At 71.7% G+C, this 25374-nt stretch carries 24 protein-coding genes; 15 read left to right on the top strand and 9 right to left on the bottom strand.

Annotation, left to right across the window (positions count from 1 at the left end; genetic code table 11):
- Positions 1 to 144: 144 nt before the first annotated feature.
- Positions 145 to 573, bottom strand: a complete 429-nt coding sequence (mce, locus tag AC069K_RS05700; protein WP_358834620.1) for a methylmalonyl-CoA epimerase — start codon at positions 571 to 573, stop codon at positions 145 to 147.
- Between the two features lie 137 nt (positions 574 to 710).
- Here mce and AC069K_RS05695 point away from each other — a divergent pair, with 137 nt between their 5' ends.
- Together AC069K_RS05695 and meaB are read left to right on the top strand one after the other, a co-directional pair.
- Positions 711 to 1913, top strand: coding sequence for an acetyl-CoA C-acetyltransferase (locus tag AC069K_RS05695; protein ID WP_358834621.1), 1203 nt, complete (start codon positions 711 to 713; stop codon positions 1911 to 1913).
- Positions 1914 to 1965: 52 nt separating this feature from the next.
- Positions 1966 to 2940, top strand: coding sequence for a methylmalonyl Co-A mutase-associated GTPase MeaB (gene meaB, locus AC069K_RS05690; RefSeq protein ID WP_365102337.1), 975 nt, complete (start codon positions 1966 to 1968; stop codon positions 2938 to 2940).
- A gap of 444 nt (positions 2941 to 3384) precedes the next feature.
- Here the strand turns inward: meaB and AC069K_RS05685 are convergent, their stop codons facing one another.
- The 4 genes from AC069K_RS05685 to AC069K_RS05670 all read right to left on the bottom strand — a co-directional run bounded on the left by AC069K_RS05685 (position 3385) and on the right by AC069K_RS05670 (position 6079).
- A complete protein-coding gene (locus AC069K_RS05685) occupies positions 3385 to 3861 on the bottom strand; it encodes a MarR family winged helix-turn-helix transcriptional regulator (protein WP_358834623.1) in 477 nt (158 codons plus the stop codon).
- Between the two features lie 135 nt (positions 3862 to 3996).
- Positions 3997 to 4794, bottom strand: a complete 798-nt coding sequence (locus AC069K_RS05680; RefSeq protein WP_478612373.1) for an AIM24 family protein — start codon at positions 4792 to 4794, stop codon at positions 3997 to 3999.
- A complete protein-coding gene (locus AC069K_RS05675; RefSeq protein WP_358834625.1) occupies positions 4791 to 5441 on the bottom strand; it encodes an AIM24 family protein in 651 nt (216 codons plus the stop codon). The genes AC069K_RS05680 and AC069K_RS05675 overlap by 4 nt, the downstream gene beginning before the upstream one ends.
- Positions 5441 to 6079 (bottom strand): AIM24 family protein, encoded by a 639-nt coding sequence (locus AC069K_RS05670; protein ID WP_358834626.1) that lies wholly within the window; start codon positions 6077 to 6079, stop codon positions 5441 to 5443. The genes AC069K_RS05675 and AC069K_RS05670 overlap by 1 nt, the downstream gene beginning before the upstream one ends.
- A gap of 178 nt (positions 6080 to 6257) precedes the next feature.
- On the opposite strand from AC069K_RS05670, the gene AC069K_RS05665 reads away from it, so the two are divergent.
- The 4 genes from AC069K_RS05665 to glxA all read left to right on the top strand — a co-directional run bounded on the left by AC069K_RS05665 (position 6258) and on the right by glxA (position 10846).
- On the top strand, positions 6258 to 6602 hold the full coding sequence (locus AC069K_RS05665) for a DUF3817 domain-containing protein (RefSeq protein WP_358834627.1): 345 nt from the start codon (positions 6258 to 6260) through the stop codon (positions 6600 to 6602).
- Complete coding sequence (locus tag AC069K_RS05660; protein WP_358834628.1) at positions 6599 to 6892, top strand: MTH1187 family thiamine-binding protein; 294 nt, start codon at positions 6599 to 6601, stop codon at positions 6890 to 6892. Before AC069K_RS05665 ends, AC069K_RS05660 begins: the two co-directional genes overlap by 4 nt.
- Before the next feature lie 168 nt (positions 6893 to 7060).
- Positions 7061 to 8887, top strand: coding sequence for a glycosyltransferase family 2 protein (locus tag AC069K_RS05655; RefSeq protein WP_478612366.1), 1827 nt, complete (start codon positions 7061 to 7063; stop codon positions 8885 to 8887).
- Between the two features lie 3 nt (positions 8888 to 8890).
- A complete protein-coding gene (gene glxA / locus AC069K_RS05650) occupies positions 8891 to 10846 on the top strand; it encodes a radical copper oxidase GlxA (RefSeq protein WP_478612365.1) in 1956 nt (651 codons plus the stop codon).
- A gap of 36 nt (positions 10847 to 10882) precedes the next feature.
- Here the strand turns inward: glxA and AC069K_RS05645 are convergent, their stop codons facing one another.
- Positions 10883 to 11920 carry a glycoside hydrolase family 6 protein gene (locus AC069K_RS05645; protein WP_478612362.1) on the bottom strand — a complete coding sequence of 346 codons (1038 nt, stop codon included), beginning with the start codon at positions 11918 to 11920 and terminating at the stop codon, positions 10883 to 10885.
- A 159-nt stretch (positions 11921 to 12079) separates the two neighbouring features.
- Here AC069K_RS05645 and AC069K_RS05640 point away from each other — a divergent pair, with 159 nt between their 5' ends.
- The 3 genes from AC069K_RS05640 (at position 12080) to AC069K_RS05630 (ending at position 14801) form a co-directional block, all read left to right on the top strand.
- A complete protein-coding gene (locus AC069K_RS05640; RefSeq protein WP_329401795.1) occupies positions 12080 to 12589 on the top strand; it encodes a MarR family winged helix-turn-helix transcriptional regulator in 510 nt (169 codons plus the stop codon).
- An 88-nt stretch (positions 12590 to 12677) separates the two neighbouring features.
- Entirely contained in the window at positions 12678 to 13016 is a 339-nt protein-coding gene (locus AC069K_RS05635) for a DUF3817 domain-containing protein (RefSeq protein WP_365102320.1), read from the top strand.
- A gap of 84 nt (positions 13017 to 13100) precedes the next feature.
- Positions 13101 to 14801 (top strand): coenzyme B12-dependent isobutyryl-CoA mutase large subunit, encoded by a 1701-nt coding sequence (locus tag AC069K_RS05630; protein ID WP_365102317.1) that lies wholly within the window; start codon positions 13101 to 13103, stop codon positions 14799 to 14801.
- 510 nt (positions 14802 to 15311) lie between these two features.
- Here AC069K_RS05630 and AC069K_RS05625 read toward each other — a convergent pair.
- Together AC069K_RS05625 and AC069K_RS05620 are read right to left on the bottom strand one after the other, a co-directional pair.
- A complete protein-coding gene (locus AC069K_RS05625) occupies positions 15312 to 16688 on the bottom strand; it encodes a sensor histidine kinase (RefSeq protein WP_478612357.1) in 1377 nt (458 codons plus the stop codon).
- On the bottom strand, positions 16685 to 17392 hold the full coding sequence (locus AC069K_RS05620) for a response regulator transcription factor (RefSeq protein WP_358834635.1): 708 nt from the start codon (positions 17390 to 17392) through the stop codon (positions 16685 to 16687). Before AC069K_RS05620 ends, AC069K_RS05625 begins: the two co-directional genes overlap by 4 nt.
- Before the next feature lie 63 nt (positions 17393 to 17455).
- Here AC069K_RS05620 and AC069K_RS05615 point away from each other — a divergent pair, with 63 nt between their 5' ends.
- Entirely contained in the window at positions 17456 to 18619 is a 1164-nt protein-coding gene (locus tag AC069K_RS05615) for a UDP-N-acetylglucosamine--N-acetylmuramyl-(pentapeptide) pyrophosphoryl-undecaprenol N-acetylglucosamine transferase (RefSeq protein WP_478612353.1), read from the top strand.
- Positions 18616 to 19605, top strand: a complete 990-nt coding sequence (locus AC069K_RS05610; protein WP_478612350.1) for a GDP-mannose 4,6-dehydratase — start codon at positions 18616 to 18618, stop codon at positions 19603 to 19605. The genes AC069K_RS05615 and AC069K_RS05610 overlap by 4 nt, the downstream gene beginning before the upstream one ends.
- 531 nt (positions 19606 to 20136) lie before the next feature.
- Here AC069K_RS05610 and AC069K_RS05605 read toward each other — a convergent pair.
- On the bottom strand, positions 20137 to 20760 hold the full coding sequence (locus AC069K_RS05605; protein ID WP_365102303.1) for a TetR/AcrR family transcriptional regulator: 624 nt from the start codon (positions 20758 to 20760) through the stop codon (positions 20137 to 20139).
- A 297-nt stretch (positions 20761 to 21057) separates the two neighbouring features.
- Here AC069K_RS05605 and AC069K_RS05600 point away from each other — a divergent pair, with 297 nt between their 5' ends.
- The 4 genes from AC069K_RS05600 to AC069K_RS05585 all read left to right on the top strand — a co-directional run bounded on the left by AC069K_RS05600 (position 21058) and on the right by AC069K_RS05585 (position 25301).
- Positions 21058 to 22023, top strand: a complete 966-nt coding sequence (locus tag AC069K_RS05600; protein ID WP_478612346.1) for a tetratricopeptide repeat protein — start codon at positions 21058 to 21060, stop codon at positions 22021 to 22023.
- A 647-nt stretch (positions 22024 to 22670) separates the two neighbouring features.
- On the top strand, positions 22671 to 23324 hold the full coding sequence (locus AC069K_RS05595; protein ID WP_365102298.1) for a DUF6230 family protein: 654 nt from the start codon (positions 22671 to 22673) through the stop codon (positions 23322 to 23324).
- A 95-nt stretch (positions 23325 to 23419) separates the two neighbouring features.
- Positions 23420 to 23962 carry a DUF6114 domain-containing protein gene (locus tag AC069K_RS05590; protein WP_365102295.1) on the top strand — a complete coding sequence of 181 codons (543 nt, stop codon included), beginning with the start codon at positions 23420 to 23422 and terminating at the stop codon, positions 23960 to 23962.
- Entirely contained in the window at positions 23952 to 25301 is a 1350-nt protein-coding gene (locus AC069K_RS05585; protein WP_478613295.1) for a hypothetical protein, read from the top strand. The genes AC069K_RS05590 and AC069K_RS05585 overlap by 11 nt, the downstream gene beginning before the upstream one ends.
- Positions 25302 to 25374: the final 73 nt, after the last annotated feature.

The following is a 25374-nucleotide window of genomic DNA, read 5'->3' as shown; positions in this document are numbered from 1 at the left end:
CGCGAACACTGCCCGTACGAGCACCGTCCGACGACGGACGGGCCCCCGGTGAATGGTGTCAGATCGACAAGGGGGCGTGGGTCCCAGGCCCCGACCCGACCCCGGCCCGGAAGGGCCCACTGTACCGGCCCCGGAATCCCGGGGTCAGTGCTCGTCCGCCGAGGTGACCAGTTCGGTCAGTACGCCGTGGCAGTCCTTGGGGTGCAGGAACGTGATGCGGGACCCCATCGAACCGATGCGCGGCTGGTCGTAGAGGACCCGGACGCCCTTGCCGCGGACGGCCTCGGCGTCCCCGTCGACATCGGCCGTGCCGAAGGCGATGTGGTGCACGCCCTCGCCGTTCTTGGCCAGCCACTTGCCCACCGCGGAGTCCTCCCGGGTGGGCTCCAGAAGCTGGAGGTAGGAGGCGCCGCCGTCGGACGTATCGTTGATCTTGAGCATGGCCTCCCGCACGCCCTGCTCCTCGTTGATCTCGGAGTGATACACCTCGAATCCGTACGTAGCACGATAGAACTCGACGGTCTTGTCGAGGTCGAAACAGGCGATCCCGATGTGGTCGATGCGCGTCAGCATGCGACCAGTGCACCGCCCCGGGAGGTGGTTACGCAACGTGCGCGCGATCACACCGGCTGCCCGGTGACGCCCCGCGTACCGCTCAGTACATTCATGTAAACCCTCGTTCACTCCTCATCCCCAAGGGGCCGTGCCTCATGTCTGGAACGACCGGTACCACCTCAGTGATCGTCGCGGGCGCCCGCACGCCCATGGGCCGACTGCTCGGCTCCCTCAAGTCCTTCTCCGGCGCGGACCTCGGCGGCGTGGCCATCAAGGCCGCGCTCGACCGGGCCGGCATCGGCGGCGACCAGGTGCAGTACGTGATCATGGGCCAGGTGCTCCAGGCCGGCGCGGGCCAGATCCCCGCCCGCCAGGCCGCCGTCAAGGCCGGCATCCCGATGAACGTGCCCGCGCTCACGATCAACAAGGTCTGCCTCTCCGGCCTCGACGCGATCGCGCTGGCGGACCAGCTGATCCGCGCCGGCGAGTTCGACGTGGTGGTCGCGGGCGGCCAGGAGTCGATGACCAACGCGCCGCACCTGCTGCCGAAGTCCCGCGAGGGCTACAAGTACGGCGCCATCGAGATGCTCGACGCGATGGCGTACGACGGTCTCACCGACGCGTTCGAGAACATCGCGATGGGCGAGTCCACGGAGAAGCACAACACCCGCCTCGGCATCGAGCGCGCCCCGCAGGACGCCTTCGCCGCCACCTCCCACCAGCGCGCCGCCGCCGCCCAGAAGAACGGGCTCTTCGAGGCCGAGATCACCCCGGTGGAGATCCCGCAGCGCAAGGGCGAGCCGGTCGTCTTCGCCAAGGACGAGGGCATCCGCGCGGAGACGACCGCCGAGTCCCTCGGCAAGCTGCGCCCGGCCTTCGCCAAGGACGGCACCATCACGGCGGGCACCTCCTCGCAGATCTCGGACGGCGCGGCCGCGGTCGTGGTCATGTCCAAGGCCAAGGCCGAGGAGCTGGGCCTGGAGTGGATCGCCGAGATCGGCGCGCACGGCAATGTGGCGGGCCCCGACAACTCGCTCCAGTCGCAGCCGTCCAACGCGATCCGGCACGCCCTGTCGAAGGAGGGCCTCGGCGTCGAGGACCTCGACCTCATCGAGATCAACGAGGCGTTCGCGGCGGTCGCCGTCCAGTCAATGAAGGACCTCGGCGTCTCCCCGGAAAAGGTGAACGTCAACGGCGGCGCGATCGCCCTGGGCCACCCCATCGGCATGTCGGGCGCGCGCGTGGTGCTCCACCTGGCGCTGGAGCTCAAGCGGCGCGGCGGCGGTACGGGCGCGGCGGCGCTGTGCGGCGGCGGCGGCCAGGGCGACGCCCTGATCATCAAGGTCCCCGGCAAGTAGGGGCCACTCCCGCTGTACGTACGCAACGACCCCTGAACCGAACGGAGCGGCAATGGTGGACGTCCCCGAACTGGTGGCACAGGCGAGAGAGGGCCGGCCTCGGGCCGTGGCCCGGCTGATCTCGCTGGTCGAGGGGGCGTCCCCGCAACTGCGCGAGGTGATGGCGCGGTTGGCGCCGCTGACGGGCGGGGCGTACGTGGTGGGGCTCACCGGCTCGCCGGGTGTCGGCAAGTCGACCTCGACGTCGGCGCTGGTGACGGCGTACCGGCGGGCGGGGAAGCGGGTGGGCGTCCTTGCCGTCGACCCGTCCTCGCCGTTCTCCGGGGGCGCGCTGCTCGGCGACCGCGTCCGCATGTCGGACCACGCCTCCGACCCCGGCGTCTACATCCGCTCCATGGCGACCCGCGGCCACCTGGGCGGTCTCGCCTGGTCGGCCCCGCAGGCGATCCGCGTCCTGGACGCGGCGGGCTGCGAGGTGATCCTGGTGGAGACGGTCGGCGTCGGCCAGTCCGAGGTCGAGATCGCCTCCCAGGCGGACACGTCGGTGGTGCTGCTGGCGCCCGGCATGGGCGACGGCATCCAGGCGGCCAAGGCCGGGATCCTGGAGATCGGTGACGTGTACGTGGTGAACAAGGCGGACCGGGACGGCGCGGACGCGACGGCCCGCGAGCTGAACCACATGCTGGGTCTGGGGGAGTCCCGGGGCCCCGGCGACTGGCGGCCGCCCATCGTCAAGACGGTGGCGGCCCGCTCCGAGGGGATCGAGGAGCTGGTGGAGGCGCTGGAGAAGCACCGCGCGTGGATGGAGGAGCGGGGCGTGCTGGCCGAGCGGCGCCTGGCCCGCGCGTCCCGCGAGGTCGAGACGATCGCGGTGACGGCCCTGCGGGAACGGATCGGCGACCTGCGCGGCGACCGCCGCCTGGACGCGTTGGCGTCGCGGATCGTCGGGGGCGAGCTGGATCCGTACGCGGCGGCGGACGAACTGGTAGCGGGCCTGACGTCGGCCCCACCCCGCCCCTCCACCTAAACCCTGCCGGGGGCCGGGGGGTGAGGGTTTCCGGGGCTCCGCCCCAGCCCCCGGTCGCGGGGCCTGCGGCCCCCGCCCCCACCCGGGGCTCCGCCCCGCACCCCGCTCCTCAAACGCCGGAGGGGCTAACCCCAGAGGGGCTAACGCCAGAGGGGCTAACGCCGAAGGGCTAACGCCAGAGGGCCTTTTGTCTGCGGACCGTGCTGGGCTGGTCGCGCAGTTCCCCGCGCCCCTCAAGCCGCCTCCGGCGCCCGAGGGCCAGGGCCTGACCCCGCCTTTAAGGGGCGCGGGGAACTGCGCGCTCAGCCACCGCCGGCCCGCGGGTGAACGTGAAAGCGGGGTCCGGGGGCCGTAGGCCCCGACACCGGGGGTCCGGGGGCGTAGCCCCCGGGGAAAGCCTCCCCCACCCCCGGAGGGTTTAGGGAAGGGGCGGGGTGGGGGCGATCAGAGTTTGCCGCGGTGGCCCCGCAGATGCTCCGCCACCGGCGTCAACGAAGCCCGAAGATCCGCCAGCGCCTCACTCGACAGCAGATCGATGAAGTGCTTGCGCACCGACGCCACATGGTGCGGCGCCACCTTCTCCATCGTCTCCACCCCCGCCTCCGTCAACACCGCGAACAACCCCCGCCGGTCGGACTCGCAGTTCTCCCTCCGCACCAGCCCCGCGTTCTCCATCCGGGTGATCTGGTGCGAGAGGCGGCTCTTGGACTGAAGGGTCGCGGCGGCGAGGTCGCTCATGCGCAGCCGCTGCCCCTCGGCCTCCGAGAGGTTGACCAGGATCTCGTAGTCGTTGTTGGTCAGGCCGAACGGCTGCAGGTCCTTTTCCATCTGGTGCGTCAGCATCCTGTTGACGTCCAGATAGGTACGCCAGGCGCACTGCTCGCTTTCGGTCAGCCAGTTGGTGGCCGTCTCGGTCTCCATATGTGGATTCTACCTAAGAAGTTGAATTCTGAACGAAGCCTCGGAATGTGACGCCCCGCACGCACCGGCCCAAGGGTCGTGGTCAGCGCCCGGCAAGGGTGCACGCGTTCGACGTCACACTCCGCAGACTACCGCTCACAGGCCGAAGCGACGCTGGAGGTCCCCGAGCTGGCCGGGAAGACGCGGTGCCGAACCCGCCGGACCGTGCGCCCCGCCCGCCGCCCCGCCGCCCGGAACGCCCGGCTCCGCGGGCACCTGCCCGGTCGTCTGCTCGGCCATCAGCACCTCGGTGGACTGGAGCAGCACCGTGCCCGCGCCCACGAACTCGAACTGGTGCTCCTCGCCGGACGTCCCGCCGAGCCCGGTCAGTGACCGGATTCCGCCCAGTACGCCCGTCATGTAGCCGTGATCGTAGTGGTGGCAGGGCGAGGGGCAGTCGGCCCAGCCGACCAGCGCCTGCGGGTCCACCCGGATCGGCGGCTCCATGAACACCACCGGTCCGTTGGACGCCGCCACGAACTTCCCGGTTCCGATCAGGGTGAGGAATCCCGGCACGATCGACTGCTTCAGGGCGAGCGTCGGCTGGTAGGCCAGCAGGTTCCCGGCCCGGATCGTCAGGTTGCCCTCGTCGAGGTCGTAGGAGTTGACGTCGAACGCCCGGTCCGCGAGCAGCATCTTGCCGGAGCCCTCCGCCACCACCCAGTCGCTCGCGTGCAGCGGCGAGTGGAAGCTGGTGCGCAGCAGCCGGTCGAGCCGGCCGTGGCCGATGCCGTTGAAGTCGATCCGCCCGTAGTAGGCGATCATCTTGCCCTTCTGGAGGAACCACTGGCTCGACTTGAGCTCCACGCAGAAGGTGTACTTGTTGACGTTGTCGTCGGCGGGCAGCGAGTGCGGGTCGAAGACCGTCGGCCCGCCGGGCTGGGGGGTGCTCACAGCTTCTCCTCCGAGGCCTGGACGTACACCGCGCCGCTGCCGGACAGTTCGAGCTGGAAGGCCTCTCCCGAGCCCCGGCCCACCATGTCCCGCCAGCCCAGCGCCGTGGACAGCTTGTTGCGTACGTCACCGTGGTGGGCCACGTACGCCTGCGGGTCGACGTGGACCGGGCGCTGCGGGGTGATCGGCAGCTCGACGACCCCGCCGTGCGCCATCACCGCGACCGCGCCGTGGCCCTTGAGCGTGGTGGTGAACAGGCCCTGCCCGGTCACCTGGCCCCGGACCATGCCCATGACCCCGCCCTGCGAGCCCAGGAACATGGTGCCCTGCTGGAGGGTGCCGTCGAAGGCGAGCAGCCGGTCGGCCTCCACGTAGAGCGTGTCCCCGGCGAGGTTGATGACCTGGATGTGGTGGCCGCCGTGGCCGAACATCACGGTGCCGCTGCCCTCGACCGTCATCAGCGGGGTCGCCTCGTTGGCCACCCGCCGGCCGATCATCGACATCAGCCCGCCCTGGCCGCCCTGCATGTTGGGGGTGAACGACACCTCGCCCTTGTACGCGAGCATCGCGCCGCGCTGGCTGAACATCTTCTGGCCGGGCGCCACCACGGCCTCGACCATCTTGGAGTTGATCTCGCGGAAGGGCATCAGACGTCCCCTCCGACCGTGTTGCGCTCGCTGGGCTGCACGTACACCAGTCCCTCGCCCTCGAAGCGGATCTGGAACGCCTCGCCCGAGCCCTCGCCGAGCAGGGTGCGGAAGGTCACCCCGGACTGGAAGTGCTGCTGGAGGTCGCCCTGGTGGGCGATGTAGGCGCCGGGGTCGACCATGAGCGGGTACTGCGCGGAGACCCGCAGCACCACCGCGGGCCCGTCCGACATGATCGCCGCCTGGCCGTGGCCCTCGACGGTGGTCGTGAACAGGCCGTTGCCCTGGGTCGCCCCGCGCAGCCCGGTGAAGGTGGTGCCGGTGCGCAGGCCCGCGTCGGTGGCGAGCAGGTTGCTCGCCTCCACCCAGAGCCGGTCGCCCCGGAGCGAGACCAGGTTGATCTCGGAGGCGCGGTCGGCGAAGTAGCAGGTGCCGTTTCCCTTCACCTCCATCACGGTCATGGATTCGCCGGTCAGCCGGCGGGTCACCATGCCGCGGATGCCCTCACCGCCGCCGGACATCTTCTTGAAGGCCATCTGGCCGTCGTAGGCGACCATCGAGCCGTTCTTCGCCTTGACGGCGTCGCCGGTCATGTCGACGGCAAGCACTTTGCTGCCCTGGAGTCGGAACGTTGCCACGGGCTGACGTTAGCCGCCCGGCCGCGGCCGGGGCCAGGCTTCGGGGCCCGGGGCCCCCGATCGCGGTCCTCCGCGGGGACCCCCGCCACGGTCCGGGCACCACCGGTGTCACAATGGGGAACGTTTGTGCTTGCGTTCACAAGCAACACCCTCCGACCCTCCCACCGAAGGTGCCCCCGTGGACATCAAGACCGCATCCGCCCTCCACCGTCTCCGGCTGGTCTCCGCCCCGGAGGCCGTCTCCTTCCTGCTGCTGCTCGTGTGCTCGGTGCTGAAGCGGACCACCGACGTCAACGCCGTGCCGGTGATGGGCGCGATCCACGGCATCCTCTTCATCCTGTACGTGATCTTCTGGGCCGACGCCTGGAACAAGGCGAAGTGGCCGGTGGGGACCGCCGCCCTGTACTTCGTCCTGTCCGTGCTGCCCTTCGGCGGCTTCGTGGCCGAGCGCAGGCTCAAGCGCCAGGCCGAGGACGCCCTGATCGCCGCGCGCGCCCGCAAGGAAGGCGTGGTCGGAGCGTGATCGTCGCCTTCTCGGTCACCCCGCTGGGCGTCGGCGAGGACGTGGGGGAGTACGTCGCCGACGCCGTGCGCGTCGTCCGCGAGTCCGGGCTGCCGAACCGGACCGACGCCATGTTCACCTCGGTCGAGGGCGAGTGGGAGGAGGTCATGGACGTGGTCCGGCGCGCCGTCGCCGCCGTCGAGGCCCGCGCCCCGCGCGTCTCGCTCGTCCTGAAGGCCGACATCCGGCCGGGTGTCACCGACGGGCTCACCTCCAAGGTGGAGACGGTCGAGCGCCACCTCTCCGCCTGACCGGGCCCCTCCCGGCCGCCTCGACACCCTCCCAGGCCCCCGGCCCGCCCCCGCGCGGTCACCGGGGGCTCTGCCGTGCCAGGACCCGCAGGACGGCCGTATGCCGTCCCAAACAAGAACCGCTCACTCGGAGTACTCCAGTCGACACGCCGAGGAATCTCCACTTTTGTGGGGATATCTACCTGTCTCGATCAGCTGGAGGGCACAGTGCGGTCGGAGAGTCCGTCGGAGCGTTACGACTACGAGGCCCACAGCCGGCTCGCCGGACCGCTCACGGAACCGGACAGGACGGGCTACCGGGTGCGGTACCGGAGCCTCCTCTCCGCCGAACCCCGCCGAATACGCGCCGTCCTGCTGATGACCCTGGCGCCCGTGCTCACCGCGGTCCTCCTCGTCTACCTGGTCTGGCCCACCCACTGGGTGGAGCGCGAGGGCGGCGACGAGTGGCTGGTCGGCCTGGACATCGCGATGCTCGTCGCGATCGGCCTGATCGAGTTCTTCATGGTCGTCAACGTCGTCTCGATCGCGCACGCCACGATGGTCGCCCAGGACCCCGTCCCGGTCTACCCCGAGCCCGGCACCCGGGTCGCCTTCCTCACCACCTGGGTGCCCGGCAAGGAGCCGATAGCCATGGTCCGGGCCACCCTCCAGGGCGCGGTCCGCCTGCACCACGCGGGCCCCCTCGACATCTGGCTCCTGGACGAGGGCGACGACGACCGGGCCAAGGCGCTCTGCGAGGAACTGGGCGTGCGCCACTTCACCCGCAGCGGCGTCCCCGAGTGGAACCGCGAGAAGGGCCCGCACAAGGCGCGTACCAAACACGGCAACTACAACGCCTGGCTCGCCATGCACGGCGCCGACTACGACTTCTTCGCCTCCGTCGACACCGACCACGTACCGCTGCCGAACTTCCTGGAGCGGATGATGGGCTACTTCCGCGACCCGGACGTGGCGTTCGTGGTCGGCCCCCAGGTCTACGGCAACTACGACTCGCCCGTCACCAAGGCCGCCGAGTCCCAGCAGTTCCTCTTCCACGCGCTGATCCAGCGGGCCGGCAACCGCTACCGCGCCCCGATGTTCGTCGGCACCAACAACATCGTCAGGATCAGCGCGCTGCGCCAGGTCGGCGGGCTCTACGACTCGATCACCGAGGACATGGCCACCGGCTTCGAGCTGCACCGCCGCCGCAACCCCGGGACCGGCCGCTTCTGGAGGTCCGTCTACACCCCGGACGTGCTCGCGGTCGGCGAGGGCCCCGAGTCCTGGACCGACTTCTTCACCCAGCAGACCCGCTGGTCGCGCGGCACGTACGAGACCCTGTTCAAGCAGTACTGGAAGGCGCTGTTCCGGGTCCCGCCCGGGCGGCTCCTCTCGTACTCCCTGATGCTCGTCTACTACCCGATGACCGCCGTCAACTGGCTGCTCGGCATCGTCAGCTGCGTCCTGTTCCTGTGGTTCGGGGCCTCCGGCACCCAGGTCTCCGCGTCCGTCTGGCTGATGCTCTACAGCGACGCCGCCGCCCTCCAGATCGGGCTCTACCTCTGGAACCGCCGCCACAACGTCTCGCCCCACGAACCCCAGGGCTCCGGCGGCCTGGCCGGCATGGGCATGTCCGCGCTCTGCGCGCCCGTCTACCTCAAGTCGCTCCTGTCGGCGGTGCTGCGCACCCGCGGCGGGTTCGTCGTCACCCCCAAGGGCGGCGCGGCCAGCCCCGACCGGCTGTGGACCTTCCGCATCCACCTCTTCTGGGCCGCGGTGCTCATCGTCTCCCTCGGCGCCTCGGTCCACTACGGCCACACCCACGCGGCGATGCGGACCTGGGCGGTGCTCGCCCTCGCCATCGCGCTCGCCCCCGTCGCCGTCTGGTCCCTCAGCGTCCGGCGCGAGCGCGCGGCCGCCCGGCGCCGGGCCCTGGCCCGCCCGGCCGAGCCCGCCGAGACGGAGGCCGCGCTCGCCGCCACCACACCGGCTGCCTCGACGACCGGAGGGAACTGACCCATGGACTTCCGGCCCTCCCCGCGCACCAAGAAGACGCTCCTGGGCGGCGGCGCCGTCCTGCTGCTCGCCGGGCTCAACGCCCCGGCCGCGCTCTCCTTCGCCGAGGAGCAGTACCACGCGTACCAAATCAGCCGGCCCGAGTACAAGCGCAAGTACGGCGCCTGGGACACCGTCGACATCCCCAGGGAGTACCGCACCAACGCGATCCACGCGGCCCTGCTGCACACCGGCAAGGTCCTGATCATCGCCGGGTCCGGCAACAAGCAGGAGAAGTTCGACGCGGGCTCCTTCGACACCGTGCTGTGGAACCCCAAGGACAACACCTTCAAGAAGGTCCCCACCCCGGAGGACTTCTTCTGCTCCGGCCACGCCCAGCTCCCCGACGGCCGTCTGCTGGTGGCCGGCGGCACCGCCCGCTACGAGGTGCTGGACGACCAGGTCAAGCGGGCCGGCGGCGGGATGCGGGTGAAGAACGAGAACCCGGACAGGGCCGTCACCATCAAGAAGGGCACCCGCTTCCGCTCCCCGTCGGGCGTCGCGTACGTGTCGCGGTTCGACGTGACCGTGCCCCCGGCCAAGCGCGAGTTCGAGATCGGCTACTACGCCACCGGCCAGATGAGGCCGTGGAAGACCAAGGTCACCGCGGCCGAGGCCCGGGTCTTCGTCGAGGCGGCCGCCGAGGGGCCCCGGTCGGTCGCCACCGAGCAGGCGCAGTACGCGATCGAGGGGCTCAGCGGCGAGGACGCCGCGAACACCTACGGCCTCGCCGAGAAGATCACCCTGGACAAGCAGGACTTCCAGGGGATCCGCTCGGCGTACGAGTTCGACCCCAAGGCGGAGAAGTACGTCCCCGTCGCCCCCATGCGGGAGGCGCGCTGGTACCCGACGCTCACCACCCTCAAGGACGGCCGGGTGCTCGCCGTCTCCGGACTGGACGACGTGGGCACGATCCTCACGGGCGAGAACGAGATCTACGACCCGAGGACCAAGAAGTGGTCCAAGGGGCCGTTCCGGTACTTCCCGACCTACCCCTCGCTCTTCCTCACCAAGAGCGGCAAGCTCTTCTACACCGGCGCCAACGCGGGCTACGGGCCCGCCGACAAGGGCCGCGAGCCGGGCCTGTGGGACCTGCGGACCAACACCTTCCAGAAGATCGGCGGCCTGGGCGACGGCGACCAGCTGGAGACGGCCAGCTCGCTGCTGCTCCCGCCCGCCCAGGCCCAGCGGTTCATGCTGCTGGGCGGCGGCGGGGTCGGCGAGTCCAAGAAGTCCACGCCCCGCACCGCCCTGGTCGACCTCGCGCAGGACAGCCCCGCCTTCACGGCCGGACCCGCGCTCCCGCAGGGCACCCGCTACCTCAACAGCGTGATCCTGCCCGACGACTCCGTCTTCACCAGCGGCGGCTCCAAGGACTACCGGGGCCGTGGCGCCAGCAACATCCTCAAGGCCCAGTTCTACGACCCCGCCTCCAACGCCTTCCGCGCGGCCGCCGACCCCACGGTCGGGCGCAACTACCACTCGGAGGCGCTGCTGCTGCCCGACGGCCGGGTCGCCACCTTCGGCTCCGACTCGCTCTTCGGCGACAAGGACAACACCAAGCTCGGCAAGTTCGAGCAGCGCATGGAGATCTACACCCCGCCCTACCTCTACCGCGACAAGGACAGGCGCCCGGAGCTCGGCGACGGCCCGCAGGCGGTCGGCCAGGACCGCCGCGCCACCTTCCCCACCGCCCACCCCGAGCGGATCGCCCGGGCCCGGCTGATGCGGCCGAGCGCCGTCACCCACACCACCGACGTCGAGCAGCGCTCGATCGACGTACGCCTGACCAAGGACGCCAACTCGGTCACCGTGGAGGTGCCGACCGACAAGGCGCTCGTCCCGCCCGGCTGGTACATGCTCTTCGTCACGGACGCCGAGGGCACGCCGTCCGAGGCGAAGTGGCTGATGATCGACTGACCGCCGGCCGGCCGGACGGCGGGGCCGGGCGGTGGCTCAGGCCTTGGAGCGGCGGGCCAGGTCCAGGGCGTACTCGGGCCACCAGGCGCCTGCCGCGGGCCCGCCCCGGCAGGTCCCGTCCGAGTCGCCGGGCCGCTTGATCCACAGGTACGCGTCGAGCAGCGGGTCCTCGGTGCTGGTGGTCGGCGGGGTGCCGAGCGCCCGGCCGGGCGGGTTGCACCAGGCCTGCTCGGGGTCCTCCAGGAGCGGCCCGGCCCCGTTGCGGCTGGTGTCGACCACGAAGTGCTTGCCGCCGAGGCCCTGGGAGACCTTCGCGCCGTACGCGCGTACGGACTCGTCCGTCTGGAAGTTGGAGACGTTCAGCGCGAACCCGTCCGCGCGGGCGACCCCGGCCCGGGTCAGCGGTTCGACCAGCCGGGCCGGGTCGGGCACCCACGCCGGGTTGCCCGCGTCCAGGTAGACCTTGGTGTTCGGCAGCCGCTTGAAGTGCTCGATCGCCTCGTTGAGCAGCTGGTACCGCTCGTCCCGGTGCTCGGAGGTGGTGCAGCCGTCGACGACGTGGGCCACCGCGTCCGGCTCCAGGACCACGATCGCCTTCGCGTCCCCGATCGCCTCGGCGAACCGGCCGTACCAGGCGCGGTACGCGGCCGCGTCCGGGGCGCCGCCCGCCGAGTGCCCGCCGCAGTCGCGGTGCGGGATGTTGTACGCGACGAGCAGGACCGTGCGCCGGTCCTCGGCGGCGCCCGCCACGGCCCGGCGGATCCCCGGGCCCGGGTCGTCCCCGGAGGGCCAGTCGGCGACGGGCCGGTCCGCGATGCGCCGCAGCGCCTCGGCGTCGGCGGTGCGCCCCTGCGCCTTCCAGGCCTTGATCTGCCGGGCGGCGTTGCTCTCCGGGTCGACCCAGAAGGGTCCGCCGGGCACCGGCTCGGCGCCCCCGCCGGTGGAGTGGCGCTGGGCGGAGGTGGTGGCGGGCGTGGGGGAGCCGGAGCAGCCGACGGCCAGGGTGAGCAGGGCGGCGGCGAGCAGGATGCGGTGCCGGGCGTGGGCGGGCCGGGCCTTTCCGTGCCGGGACATGCGGCTCCCTGGGGGTCACGCGCGTACACAGGACGCGGGCAATCGTGACATAGCGGTCACCCTTCCCCCGGGAGCGCCACGGGCCGGGTGCGAGCGGATGCGTCGGCCGAAGTGTGAGACGGAGCTGACCGCCATGTGACCAGTCGGTAAGGTCGACGCGTGCCGAAGCCCCTCAGCCTCCCGTTCGACCCCATCGCCCGCGCCGACGAACTCTGGCAGCAGCGCTGGGGGCCGGTCCCCTCCATGGGGGCGATCACCTCGATCATGCGCGCGCACCAGATCCTGCTCGCCGAGGTCGACGCGGTGGTCAAGCCGTACGGGCTGACCTTCGCGCGGTACGAGGCGCTGGTGCTGCTCACCTTCTCCAAGGCCGGTGAGCTGCCGATGTCCAAGATCGGCGAGCGGCTGATGGTCCACCCCACCTCGGTGACCAACACGGTGGACCGGCTGGTGCGGTCCGGGCTGGTCGACAAGCGGCCCAACCCCAACGACGGCCGCGGCACCCTGGCCTCCATCACGGACAAGGGGCGCGAGGTCGTGGAGAACGCGACCCGGGACCTGATGGAGATGGACTTCGGGCTCGGCGTCTACGACGCGGAGGAGTGCGGGGAGATCTTCGCGCTGCTGCGGCCGCTGCGGGTGGCCGCGCGCGACTTCGAGGACGAGTAGGGGGCGGCCGGCCGCGGGCCGTCGCCGCGCCTCTCGGCGGAGCGGACCCGGCCAAGATCGCGGGTCCGCGGCCGTTACGCTCGTAGGCATGAAAAAGAGCGTGCTGACCCGGTACCGGGTGATGGCCTACATCACGGGCGTCCTCCTCGTCCTGCTGACCCTCGGCGTCATCGCCAAGTACCTGCTGGACATGGACGGCGCGGCCGACTTCACCAAGATCGTGGGCATCGCGCACGGATGGCTGTACGTCCTGTACCTCGTCTGCGCCTTCGACCTCGGCTCCAAGGCGAAGTGGCCGGTCGGCAAGCAGCTGTGGGTGCTCCTCGCCGGAACCATTCCCACCGCCGCGTTCTTCGTCGAGCGCAAGGTCTCCCGCGAGGTGGAACCCCTGGTCACGGACTCGGCGCCGGTCGGAGCCCAGGCGTAGGAGCCGGTCCGGCCCCCCGCCCGCGAAGAACCGCGGGCGGTCGGCCATCGACATTTACTAGGACGTCCTAGTAAATTCGGGGGTATGGACGCTGACGCCATCGAGGAGGGCCGCCGACGCTGGCAGGCCCGTTACGACAAGGCCCGCAAGCGGGACGCGGACTTCACCACGCTCTCCGGGGACCCGGTCGAGCCGGTCTACGGGCCCCGGCCCGGCGACACCTACGAGGGCTTCGAGCGGATCGGCTGGCCCGGCGAGTACCCGTACACGCGCGGACTCCACGCGACCGGCTACCGGGGCCGGACCTGGACCATCCGCCAGTTCGCCGGGTTCGGCAACGCCGAGCAGACCAACGAGCGCTACAAGATGATCCTCAAGGCGGGCGGCGGCGGCCTCTCCGTCGCCTTCGACATGCCGACCCTGATGGGCCGCGACTCCGACGACCCGCGCGCGCTGGGCGAGGTCGGCCACTGCGGTGTCGCCATCGACTCGGCCGCCGACATGGAGGTCCTCTTCAAGGACATCCCGCTCGGCGACGTCACCACGTCGATGACGATCAGCGGCCCCGCCGTGCCGGTCTTCTGCATGTACCTGGTCGCCGCCGAGCGCCAGGGCGTGGACCCCGGCGTCCTCAACGGCACGCTCCAGACCGACATCTTCAAGGAGTACATCGCCCAGAAGGAGTGGCTCTTCCAGCCCGAGCCGCACCTGCGCCTCATCGGCGACCTGATGGAGCACTGCGCCCGGGGCATCCCCGCCTACAAGCCGCTCTCCGTCTCCGGCTACCACATCCGCGAGGCCGGGGCGACGGCCGCGCAGGAGCTGGCGTACACGCTGGCGGACGGGTTCGGCTACGTCGAGCTCGGCCTCTCGCGCGGCCTCGACGTGGACGTCTTCGCCCCCGGTCTGTCCTTCTTCTTCGACGCGCACCTGGACTTCTTCGAGGAGATCGCCAAGTTCCGCGCCGCGCGCCGGATCTGGGCCCGCTGGATGAAGGAGGTGTACGGGGCGAAGTCCGACAAGGCGCAGTGGCTGCGCTTCCACACCCAGACGGCCGGGGTCTCGCTCACCGCCCAGCAGCCGTACAACAACGTCGTACGGACGGCCGTGGAGGCCCTCTCCGCGATCCTCGGCGGCACCAACTCGCTGCACACCAACGCCCTGGACGAGACGCTCGCCCTGCCGAGCGAGCAGGCCGCCGAGATCGCCCTGCGGACCCAGCAGGTGATCATGGAGGAGACGGGCGTGGCCAACGTGGCCGACCCGCTCGGCGGCGCCTGGTACGTGGAGCAGCTCACCGACCGCATCGAGGCGGACGCGGAGAAGATCTTCGACCAGATCAAGGAGCGCGGGCGGCGGGCGCACCCCGACGGGCAGCACCCGATCGGGCCCATGACCTCGGGCATCCTGCGCGGTATCGAGGACGGGTGGTTCACCGGCGAGATCGCCGAGTCCGCGTTCCAGTACCAGCAGTCCCTGGAGAAGGGCGAGAAGCGGGTCGTGGGCGTCAACGTGCACCACGGGTCGGTCACCGGGGACCTGGAGATCCTGCGGGTCAGCCACGAGGTCGAGCGGGAGCAGGTCCGCGTCCTGGCGGACCGCAAGGCCGCGCGGGACGAGGCGCGGGTGCGCGCCTGCCTGGACGCGATGCTCGCCGCCGCGCGCGACGGCTCCAACATGATCGCGCCGATGCTGGACGCGGTGCGGGCGGAGGCGACTCTGGGGGAGATCTGCGGGGTGCTGCGGGACGAGTGGGGGGTGTACACGGAACCGGCGGGGTTCTAGGCCCCCCGGCCCTGGGTGGGTCCGTCTGCGGGGGGCCCGGTGGCGGCTTGCCTGAAGGCCGTGGTTCGTCGGCGGGCGGTGGGTGGCTGGTCGCGCAGTTCCCCGCGCCCCTTAAGGCCCTCGTTCGGCTGCGGGCCGGTGGTGGGTTGCTCGCGCAGTTCCCCGCGCCCCTGGAAACCCTTGTTCGTCTGCGGGCGGTGGTGGGTTGCTCGCGCAGTTCCCCGCGCCCCTTGAACCCTCGTTCGGCTGCGGGCCGTGGTCGCTTCTCGCGCAGTTCCCCGCGCCCCTGGGCGGTCCGCCGGTACCCGGACGTTCCAGCTGGGCCACAGCCCCCTCAGGGGCGCGGGGAACTGCGCGACCAGCCACCCACCACCCGCACACGAAACCCGGTCGAACAGGGGCGCGGGGAACTGCGCGCTCAGGGCCCGCCGGTCCGCAGTCGTACGGATCCGGCCGCCCGGCCAGGGCTTTCGGGAAGGGGCGGGGTGGGGGGCAGCCCGCGCAGCGGGGTCACGACGCCCACGTCACCCGGAACTCCGCACCCCCGCCGGGAGCATTCCGCACCGAGAGCTCCGCCCCGTGCGCCCGGGCGATCTGGCGGGCCATCGCAAGCCCCAGGCCCGATCCGGGCAGCGCGCGGGCGCGGTCCGCCCGGTAGAAGCGGTCGAAGACGTACGGCAGGTCCTCCTCGGCGATGCCCGGCCCGTGATCCCGTACCGTCAGCGCCCCGCCCGACAGCGCCACCTCCACCTCCGCGCCCGGCGGACTGAACTTCGCCGCGTTGTCCAGCAGGTTGGACAGCAGGCGGGCGAGGCGGGCCGGGACGCCGGGCAGCGTGGCGGACGCGTCCGCCAGGTCGAGGCGGAAGGGTGTGGCCGGCCAGTGCGCGCGGGCCGTGTCCACGGTGTGGGCGACCAGGGGCGCCAGACGCACCTCCTCCAGGAGCGGGACGGGCTCCTCGTCCCTGGCCAGGTCGATCAGGTCGTTCACCATCACCGTCACCTCCCGGATCTGCCGGCCGAGCGCCGACGACGCCCGGGTGCGCTGGGCCTCGGTCAGGCGGTCGGCTCGGGCCAGGAGTTCGGCGTTGGTGCGCAGCGCCGTCAGCGGGGTGCGCAGCTCGTGCGAGGCGTCCGCGACCAGCCGGCGCTGTGCGGTCACCGACTGCTCCAGCTCGCCCAGCATGGTGTTGAACGACACCGCGAGCCGGGTCACCTCGTCCTCCTTGTAGGCCGGGCCCGGCGGCAGCTCGATGCGGTGACCCGGGTCCCGGGTGGCGGCGATGTGCTCGGCGGTCGCGGTGAGCCGGGCGACCGGGGCAAGGCCGGTCCGGGAGACCCCGTAGCCGAGCCCGGCGGCGAGCAGCACCCCCGCCGCGCCGACGCCGCCGAGCCACCAGGCCGCCTGCCGGACGCCCTGCTCGACCGTGTCCGCCCGCAGCGCGACCTGGAGCGCCCGGCCGTGCGGCAGCGTCGTGGTGAGCATCCGGGCCGGGTGGCCGGAGAGCCGGAGATTGGTGAAGTACGGGCGGCGCTCCCCGGCCGCGACCTCGCGGGCCTGCGGCGGGACGGGCAGCAGATACGGCTTGGCCGGATCGTCCGCCCGGCTCCGGGGGACGATCTGGGCGCAGGCCGGGGCGGCGAGGAAGCGGCACTCGCCGCTCAGCACCCCGGGGGCCTCGCCCCGGTTCTGCTGGGCGGCCAGCGTCGCGGACTGGGTCAGGTTCAGGTCGAGCTGGTGGAACAGCTCGTAGCGGATCACGAAGAACGCCGCCGTGCAGACGCCCAGCGCGACCAGCGCCACCGCCGCCGACGCGGCCAGCGCCAGCCGGGTGCGCAGCGGCCGGTGGCGCCGCCAGCGGGCACCGAGGCGGTGGCGGGCGCTCACGCGGTGTCCAGCCGGTAGCCGACGCCGTGGACGGTGTGCACGAGCCGGGGCTCGCCGTCCGCCTCCAGCTTGCGGCGCAGATAACCGACGTACACCGCCAGCGAGTTGGAGTCCGGGCCGAAGTCGCGGCCCCAGACGAGCTCCAGGATCATCTCGCGCGGCAGGACCTGCCCGGGGTGGCGCATCAGCAGTTCCAGGAGGGCGGACTCGGTGCGGCTGAACTCCAGGGGGCGCCCCGAGCGGTGGCCGGACCGGGTGGCCGGGTCCAGGACCAGGTCCGCGAAGACCAGCCGCTCCGGGTCCGGCTCCTCGGGCGCGGCCCGGCGCAGCAGGGCCCGTACGCGCGCGACGAGTTCGTCCAGCGCGAAGGGCTTGACCAGATAGTCGTCGGCGCCCGCCTCCAGGCCGTCGACGCGCTCGCTCACCGAGTCGAGCGCGGTCAGGACGAGGATCGGGGTGCGGTCTCCCAGCGCCCGCAGCCTGCGGCAGACGGCGAGCCCGTCCAGGACCGGCATCATCACGTCCAGGACCACCGCGTCCGGCTGCCAGGCGGCGATCGCGGTGAGCGCCGCCAGTCCGTCGGCGGCGCCCCGCACCTCGTACCCCTCGACGGACAGACCGTCCTCCACGGCGGCCCGCACCTCCGGCTCGTCGTCGACGACGAGGATGCGGGCCGGGGGCCGGGCGTGTGCGCTGCTGCTCATGGGCCCAGCGTGCCAAACACCGCTCTTAGAACCCTCTTAAGCCACCCCGCGACCGTTCGGGACATGCGCACACCACTGTCTGTCGTGATCGGTGCGGGCGGCACCGGCGGCCACATCTACCCCGGGCTCGCACTCGCCGAGGCGCTGCGCCGGGCCGTCCCGGACGCGGTGATCTCGTTCGTCGGTACGGAACGGGGCCTGGAGGGCGAGCTGATCCCGGCCGCCGGCTACCGGCTGCACACCGTCGACATGATCCCCTTCGACCCGGCGCTCGGCGCCCGCCGCTATCTGCTGCCCGCCGCCCTGCTGAGGTCCGGCGCCCAGTGCCGGGCGATCCTGCGGGCCCAGGGCGCGCGGGTCGCCGTCGGGATGGGCGGCTATCCGAGCGCCCCCGTCATCGTCGGGGCCAGACTCGCCGGACTGCCCAGCCTCATCCACGAGTCCAACGCGGTACCGGGCCGGGCCAACCGGTTCGCGGCCCGGCTCACCCGGAACGTCGCGGTCGCCTTCGACCGCAGCCGGGCCCATCTCGCGGGCGGCGCCGACGCCGTCACCACCGGGATGCCGATCGCCTCCGCGCTGGCCCGGCTCGACCGGCCGACGCTGCGGGCCGAGGCGCGGCGGGCCCTGGACGTGCCGCCCGGGGCGCGGCTCGTGCTCGTCAACGGCGGCAGCCTCGGCGCGGCCCGGCTCACCGAGGCGGCGGTCGGCCTCGCCCGGCGCTGGCAGGGGCGCGACGACGTCCATCTGCTGATCAAGACCGGCCCCGCCGCCCTGGAGGAGACCCGGCGGCGGCTGACCGGGCTGTGGGGCGCGCGGGCCGTGCCGTACCTGGACCGGATGGACCTCGCGTACGCCGCCGCCGACCTCGCGGTGTGCCGGGCCGGCTCGGCGACCGTCGCGGAGCTCGCCAGCACGGGCCTGCCGGCGGTCCTCGTCCCGTATCCGCACGCGCCCGGCGACCACCAGACGCACAACGCGCGGGTGCTCGTCGACGCCGGGGCGGGGCTGCTGCTGCCGGACGCCGAGGCCACCCCCGCGCGGCTGGCCGAACTGGTCGAGCCGCTCCTGTCCGATCCCGCGCGGCTCGCCGCGATGACGGGCGCGGCCGACCCCGGACCGCACGCCGTCGCGGCGGACCTGCTGGCGGCGCGAGTCCTGGAACTGGCCGCCCACCCCACCCACCCCACCCTTTCGTACGCGTACACCGAGGAGCACACCGCATGAGCAGCTGGCAGAACCGGACCGTCCTGGTCACCGGGGCCGAGGGATTCATCGGCTCGACCCTGGTGGACCTGCTGGTCGAGCGGGGCGCGCGGGTGCGGGCCCTGGTGCACTACAAGCCGTACGCGGAGAAGGGCCACCTCGCGCATCTGCTCGACCACCCGGCCGTCGAGACGATCGCGGGCGACGTGCGCGACGCCGGGCGGGTGTCGGACGCGGTCGCCGGCTGCGACACCGTCTTCCACCTCGCCGCCCTGATCGGCATCCCGTACAGCTACGACTCCCCGGGCGCGTACGTGGCGACGAACGTCGTCGGCACCGAGAACGTCGCGGAGGCCTGCCGGCGGCACTCGGTGCGGCGGCTGGTGCACACCTCCACCAGTGAGGTGTACGGGACGGCGCGGACGGTACCGATCTCGGAGGCCCATCCGCTCCAGCCGCAGTCGCCCTACTCCGCCTCGAAGATCGGCGCGGACATGCTGGCGCTGTCGCACTGGCACGCCTTCGAGCTGCCGGTGACGGTGGTGCGGCCGTTCAACACGTACGGGCCGCGGCAGTCGGCGCGGGCCGTGATCCCGGCGATCCTGTCCCAACTCCACGCGGGCGTACGGGAGATACGGCTCGGCTCGCTCACTCCGACGCGTGACTTCACGTATGTGACGGACACCGCGCGGGGGTTCCTGGCGGTGGCGGAGTGCGAGCGGGCGGTGGGGGAGGTGGTGAACCTCGGCTCGGGCCGCGAGATCGCGATCGGCGACCTGGCGGCCGCGCTGATCGCGGCCTCGGGCCGCGAGGCCCGGATCGTGACCGACCCCGCACGCCTGCGGCCGTCCGGGAGCGAGGTGGAGCGGCTGCTGTCGGACAACTCGCGGGCGCGGGAGTGGGCGGGGTGGGAGCCGGAGGTGGGGCTGGGGGAGGGGTTGAGGCGGACGTCGGAGTGGGTGCGGGGGCGGGGTGGGGCGCTGCTCGGTACGGGGTACGCGGTGTAGCCCCCAACCCGCCCCTTCCCTGAACCCTCCGGGGGTGGGCGGAGGTGGTTTGCCGGGGGCTACGCCCCCGAACCCCTGTCGCGGGACCCGCGGCCCCTGCACCCCGCTCACGGGGCTACGCCCCCGGACCCCACTCACGGGGCTGCGCCCCTGCACCCCTCTTTCGTCTGCGGACCGTGCTGGGTTGCTCGCGCAGTTCCCCGCGCCCCTGAGGGGGATGCCCGCAGCCGGAGCACTCGGCTCAGCCACACGCTTTCAGGGGCGCGGGGAACTGCGCGACCAGCCCAACTCAACGGTCAGCGGAAGTCCGGTCCCTGAAGGGGCGCGGGGAACGGCGCGAGCAACCCAACTCAACTGTCAGCCGAAGGCCATGCCCTTCAGGGGCGCGGGGAACTGCGCGAGCAACCACAGCGCACCGGCAGCCGAAAGCCGGGCCCTGAAGGGGCGCGGGGAACTGCGCGACCAGCCGCCGCCGGGCCGCGGGTGAACACGGGCGCAAACAGGGGTTCGGGGGCTTGGCCACCGAGGGTGTCAGGTGGGGGATTGCAGGCCCGTGCAGATCAGGACCGCGAACTCCCGCGCCCACTCCCGATCCACCGGCTCCGCACTCACCAGAGCCCGATGCACCACCGCCCCCGCCACCACATCGAAGATGAGATCGGCGTGCCGCGCGGAGGCGACGGGGTCGTCCTCGTACGGCAGTTCCCCCCGCACCTGCGCCCGCTCCCGGCCGATCAGTACGAGCCGTTTCTGGCGGTCCACGATCGCCGAGCGGATCCGTCCGCGCAGCGCGTCGTCGCGCGTGGACTCCGCGACCACCGCCATCAGCGCCGTCTTCGTCTCGGGCCGCTCCAGGATGGACGCGAACTGGAGCACCACGCCCTCCACGTCCGCCGCGAGGCTCCCGAGGTCGGGGAGTTCGAGCTCGTCGAAGAGGACCGCGACCGCGTCCACGACCAGCTCGTTCTTGCCCGCCCAGCGCCGGTACAGCGTCGTCTTGGCGACCCCCGCGCGCGTCGCCACGTCCCCCATCGTCAACTTCGACCAGCCCAGTTCCACCAGCGCCTGCCGGGTCGCCAGCAGGATCGCCGCGTCCGCCTCGGCGCTGCGAGGTCGGCCGCGGACGGCTCTGGCGGGGCTGGGTTCGGCACACATGACGTACGACCATACCGGCCGGTAAGGAAAGCTCCGGGGAACGCGCTGTGGGGGAGATCACGGCCCCCCGAGGGCGCTCCCGTACCGTCTCCAGTTACGCTACGACTCGTAGCGAAAGGCTCCAGCGGCCCTCAGCGACAACCACAGAACAGACCACAGCACGACCAAGCAGTTGACGACGCGGTACAGCGGCGCGACGCGGTACCGCAGGGATCAGGCGCCGGGTGGGGACCCAGGTGCGCCGGGATCCTGCCACGGGTTGACCACACACGCGCGCGGAAGGGGGAGGATGTACGCATGCAGCCTAGGAACATGTCCATGAGCGGCGTCGTCGACCTCGCCGCGGTGAAGGCGGCCGGTGAGGCCAAGGCCAAGGCGGAGCAGGCCCGAGTCGAGGCCGCCCGCCAGGGCGGGGGCGCGGCGGTGGCGCCGTCGGCCCTCGTGATCGATGTCGACGAGGCCGGGTTCGAGCGCGACGTCCTCCAGCGTTCGGCCGAGGTGCCCGTCGTCATCGACTTCTGGGCCGAGTGGTGCGAGCCGTGCAAGCAGCTCGGCCCGCTCCTGGAGCGGCTGGCCGTCGAGTACAGCGGCCGCTTCCTCCTCGCCAAGATCGACGTCGACGCCAACCAGATGCTGATGCAGCAGTTCGGGATCCAGGGCATCCCCGCGGTGTTCGCGGTGGTCGCCGGGCAGGCGCTGCCCCTGTTCCAGGGCGCGGCCCCCGAGGCCCAGATCCGCGAGACCCTCGACCAGCTGATCCAGGTGGCCGAGGAGCGCTTCGGCCTCACCGGCATCGCCGTCGACGCGGCCGCGGCCTCCTCGCAGGCCCCCGCCCCGATGGCCGGCCCGTACGACGCCCTGCTCGAAGCGGCCGTGTCGGCCCTGGACTCCGGCGACCTCGCCGGCGCGGTCCAGGCGTACAAGAACGTCCTCGCCGACGACCCCGGCCACCCCGAGGCCAAGCTCGGTCTCGCCCAGGCCGAACTGCTGCGCCGCGTCCAGGAGATGGACCCGCAGCAGGTCCGCAAGGACGCCGCCGAGAAGCCGGCCGACGTCACCGCCCAGATCGCGGCGGCGGACCTGGACCTGGTCGGCGGCCATGTCGAGGACGCCTTCGGCCGCCTCGTCGAGGCCGCCCGTGTCACCGCGGGCGACGACCGCGACGCGGCGCGCGTGCGCCTGCTCGAACTCTTCGACGTGGTCGGTCCCGACGACCCGCGGGTGACCAAGGCCCGGGGCGCGCTGGCGCGCGTTCTTTACTGAACCGAGGCCCGGAGTCCGGGCCGCCTCCGGGCCCCTCAGGGGCGCTGAGCTGTCATCGCGTGCCTGTGCGGCGCTGACGATTTGGCGACACGGAGACAAGCGGCGGCCGCGCTTTACCAAAACTTGGTAAACGCGGCCGCTGTTACTGGCAGTAAATTGAACTGCTTCTTACGTCCGACTTGACACGTCTATTTCCCCTTCTGTCCGGTGACTCGGGGGTACGAAGTGTGGCGGCCCGATGCCGGGCTGTCGCGCCACGGTTATCCCTCCGTTACTGGCAAGTAACGAACCCCCTTGCGCCCCTCCCCCGAATGGACCACGATCGGCCACGCTCGGTCCAATAACGCACCAGCCCGACAGCCCTGTGGGGCGGGGCGTTTCCTGGGTCCCCACCGAGCCGGCCGGCGGCAGTGGTGCCGGACGTGGACAGGGGGGTCTCCGCTCTACCGGCGGGGCCTGTCCAGCAGGTTGTGCGTGATGCGTCAGGCGCGACCAGTGGTTGTCGCTCGGGGGTGATCGCCGGTGATTCGGACGCGGTACGCGCCTGAGGCTCGGGCGCTCCTTCCCGAGGACGTAGCACTTCTCCCATCCCTGGACAGCCTGCGAGGGTCCGTCCCGGAGATGTACGTCCGAGAAGGAGGAAAGTCATGGAGTCCCAAGTTCGTGGCGGGACCAGATGGAAGCGGTTCGCGCTGGTCATGGTGCCCAGCGTGGCTGCCACGGCGGCGATAGGCATCGGGCTCGCCCAGGGTGCGCTGGCGGCGTCGTTCAGTGTTTCCGGTGTCGACTTCAAGGTCACGGCGGACCGGTTGGAAGGTGACGACCTCCTCCAGTACGGGTCGATCGCCACCGGTACGGACCTCGAAGGCAACAAGGCCGCGCACCCCGTTGTCGTCTCGGGCTTCAGCCACGCCGAGATCTACAACATGTGCCAGTCCGTGGTCACGCCGAAGGTTCCGATCTTCGGCAACATCACGATGACGATCAACGCGGGCGGCGGCAGCGAGCCGGTCAAGGCGGACAACATCTACCTCGATGTGTCCCAGCTCGACACCGACGCCGAGTTCACCAACATCGACATCGGCGTCGCGGCGGGCCAGGGCTCGGCCAACGGCAAGACGAAGATGCAGGAGAACGCGTCGCCGAAGTCGAACGCGTACGGGTTCGCTCAGCGCGCCGACCACGCGACCCTGAAGAAGGTCGAGCAGCGCGCGTGGGCGACCACGGCGGGCAGCTTCAAGCTGAACGGCCTCAAGCTGCGGCTGTCCACGGGCGCCAACGAGTGCCAGCTCAAGCACTAGGCACCTTCCCCGGTGGCCGCTGAGAAAGCACGGCCTCACGGCCACCGGGACCTCTTCACTTTCACAGCAACAGCGGTACCAGGGAGCTGTTTTCCATGAGCGCCGAGACCACGGGTTCCCGCGACTTCTCCTACTGGCGGCTTCGTTTCCGGGCCTGGCGGGGCAGCCGTCCGTTCTGGGCGGGCCTGTTCACCATGGCCGGTGGCGTGCCCATCGCGTACTTCCCGTACGCCAATCTCCACCTCGGGAACATCACGCTGGCCATGTCCACGACGGCCGGCGCCGGTTCGTTGATCATCGGCGTACTGCTGATCACGCTCGGCCTGACCATCTGGTACCACCAGCAGGTCCGGGTATTCGCGGGCGTCGCGGCCATCCTGCTCGCGCTGATCTCCCTGCCCGTGGCGAACATCGGCGGCTTCCTGATGGGCTTCCTGCTCGCCCTCTTCGGCGGTGCGCTCGCGCTGTCGTGGGTGCCGACGAAGCCGCGCCGGCGTGACCTGCGTGCTCAGGCCGGCAACCCCTCGGGCGACGAGCCGGACGGCAGCACCGTCCCCGGCCCGCACGAGGGAGAGCCCGGAACCGCCGTCACCGAAACGACAGTCGACGCCAATGGCGGGAGGAACAGTGCGGGGTGACGAGACGCAGCTGGACTCGACCGGAGGCGGCGACAAATCCCGTGAGAGAGGCGGGCCGCGTCACGCGGCTCCGAGGAAGTCGCTGCTGACGAAGCTGCACATGCCCGCCGGCAAGGCGATGGCGCTGGCCGCCATGCCGACGGCCATGTTCGTCGGGATGAGCCTCACGCCCAAGCTCGCGATGGCGGACGACAACCCGGACATCCCGTTCGCGCCGGGCCCCTGTGTGACGCGCTCCGACGAGCCGGGCGAGTCGCCGAGCCCGTCGTCGAGCAAGTCGACGAAGCCGGCCCCCGACCCGTCGTCCTCCGCCTCGTCCTCGTCCCCGGACAAGGCGGACGCCAAGGACACGGAGAAGGACAAGGCCAAGGAACCGGCCCCGACGGCCACCCCGTCGGCGGAGAAGGTCCAGCAGAAGACGTCCGCCCCGACGAAGGCACCGGCCACCGAGCCGACCACGACGCCCGCGCCCACCAAGTCCACCAACCCGCTGGACCCGCTGGGTCTGGGGGACGTCCTGGGCGGCATCCTGGGCGTACACCCGAGCAAGTCGTCCGCGCCGGTGACCCCGAAGCCGTCGACGACCGCGACCTCCACGCCGACGGCGAAGCCGACGACCAAGGCTCCGGCGCCGACGACGACGCCGAGCAAGCCGGCGACGAAGCCCGCCACCAAGCCGGCGACGAAGCCCGCGAACAAGACGGACAGGACGGCCGACGCGATCCGCGAGGCGGCCAAGCAGGCCGGCCAGAAGGTCGAGGACCTGGCGGACGGCGCCAAGGGCCTGGACGCCAAGAAGGACACCAACGTCCCCGACGGCGCCAAGCAGCCCTTCCCGTGCCCGACGGCGGACCCGGAAGCCCTGGCCAACGCCAAGCTGGACGCGGACGTCCCGCTGCTGCCGGACAAGCCGTGGATCCTCAAGACCACCAAGCTGACCCTGACCGGCCTGAACTACGAGGGCATCGTCGAGGTCAAGACGGGCAGCGGCAACATCAAGAAGGTCCTGAAGTTCACGGCGACGTACGTCGGCATCGACAACCTGCACCAGCTGGTGTACGGCCCGGAGCTGAACGGCAAGCCGACCACCGCCCACGTCAAGGCGCGCGCGGGCTCCACGTCGGAGATCCGCAACGGCAAGGTGACGATGTACACGGAGGAGCTGAAGGGCAACCTCTTCGGCCTCATCCCGGTCACCTTCAGCCCCGAGACGCCGCCGCCCCTGAACGTCCCGCTCGCCATCTTCACCAACGCGACGGTCCGCCAGGCGGGCCAGTTCGGCGGCACGCTGACGGTCCCGGGACTGCAGAACTACATCACGGACGGCAGCCCCGAGTAACACGCAGCCGCCCAAGACCCATCCGGGAGCCGCATGTGACTGTGGCCCGCACCGATTCCGGTGCGGGCCACAG

It is taken from the genome of Streptomyces sp. NPDC043908 (genome assembly GCF_056435525.1).
The sequence above is the reverse complement of the archived record's forward strand: the minus strand, read 5'-3'. Positions and strand labels throughout refer to the sequence as shown.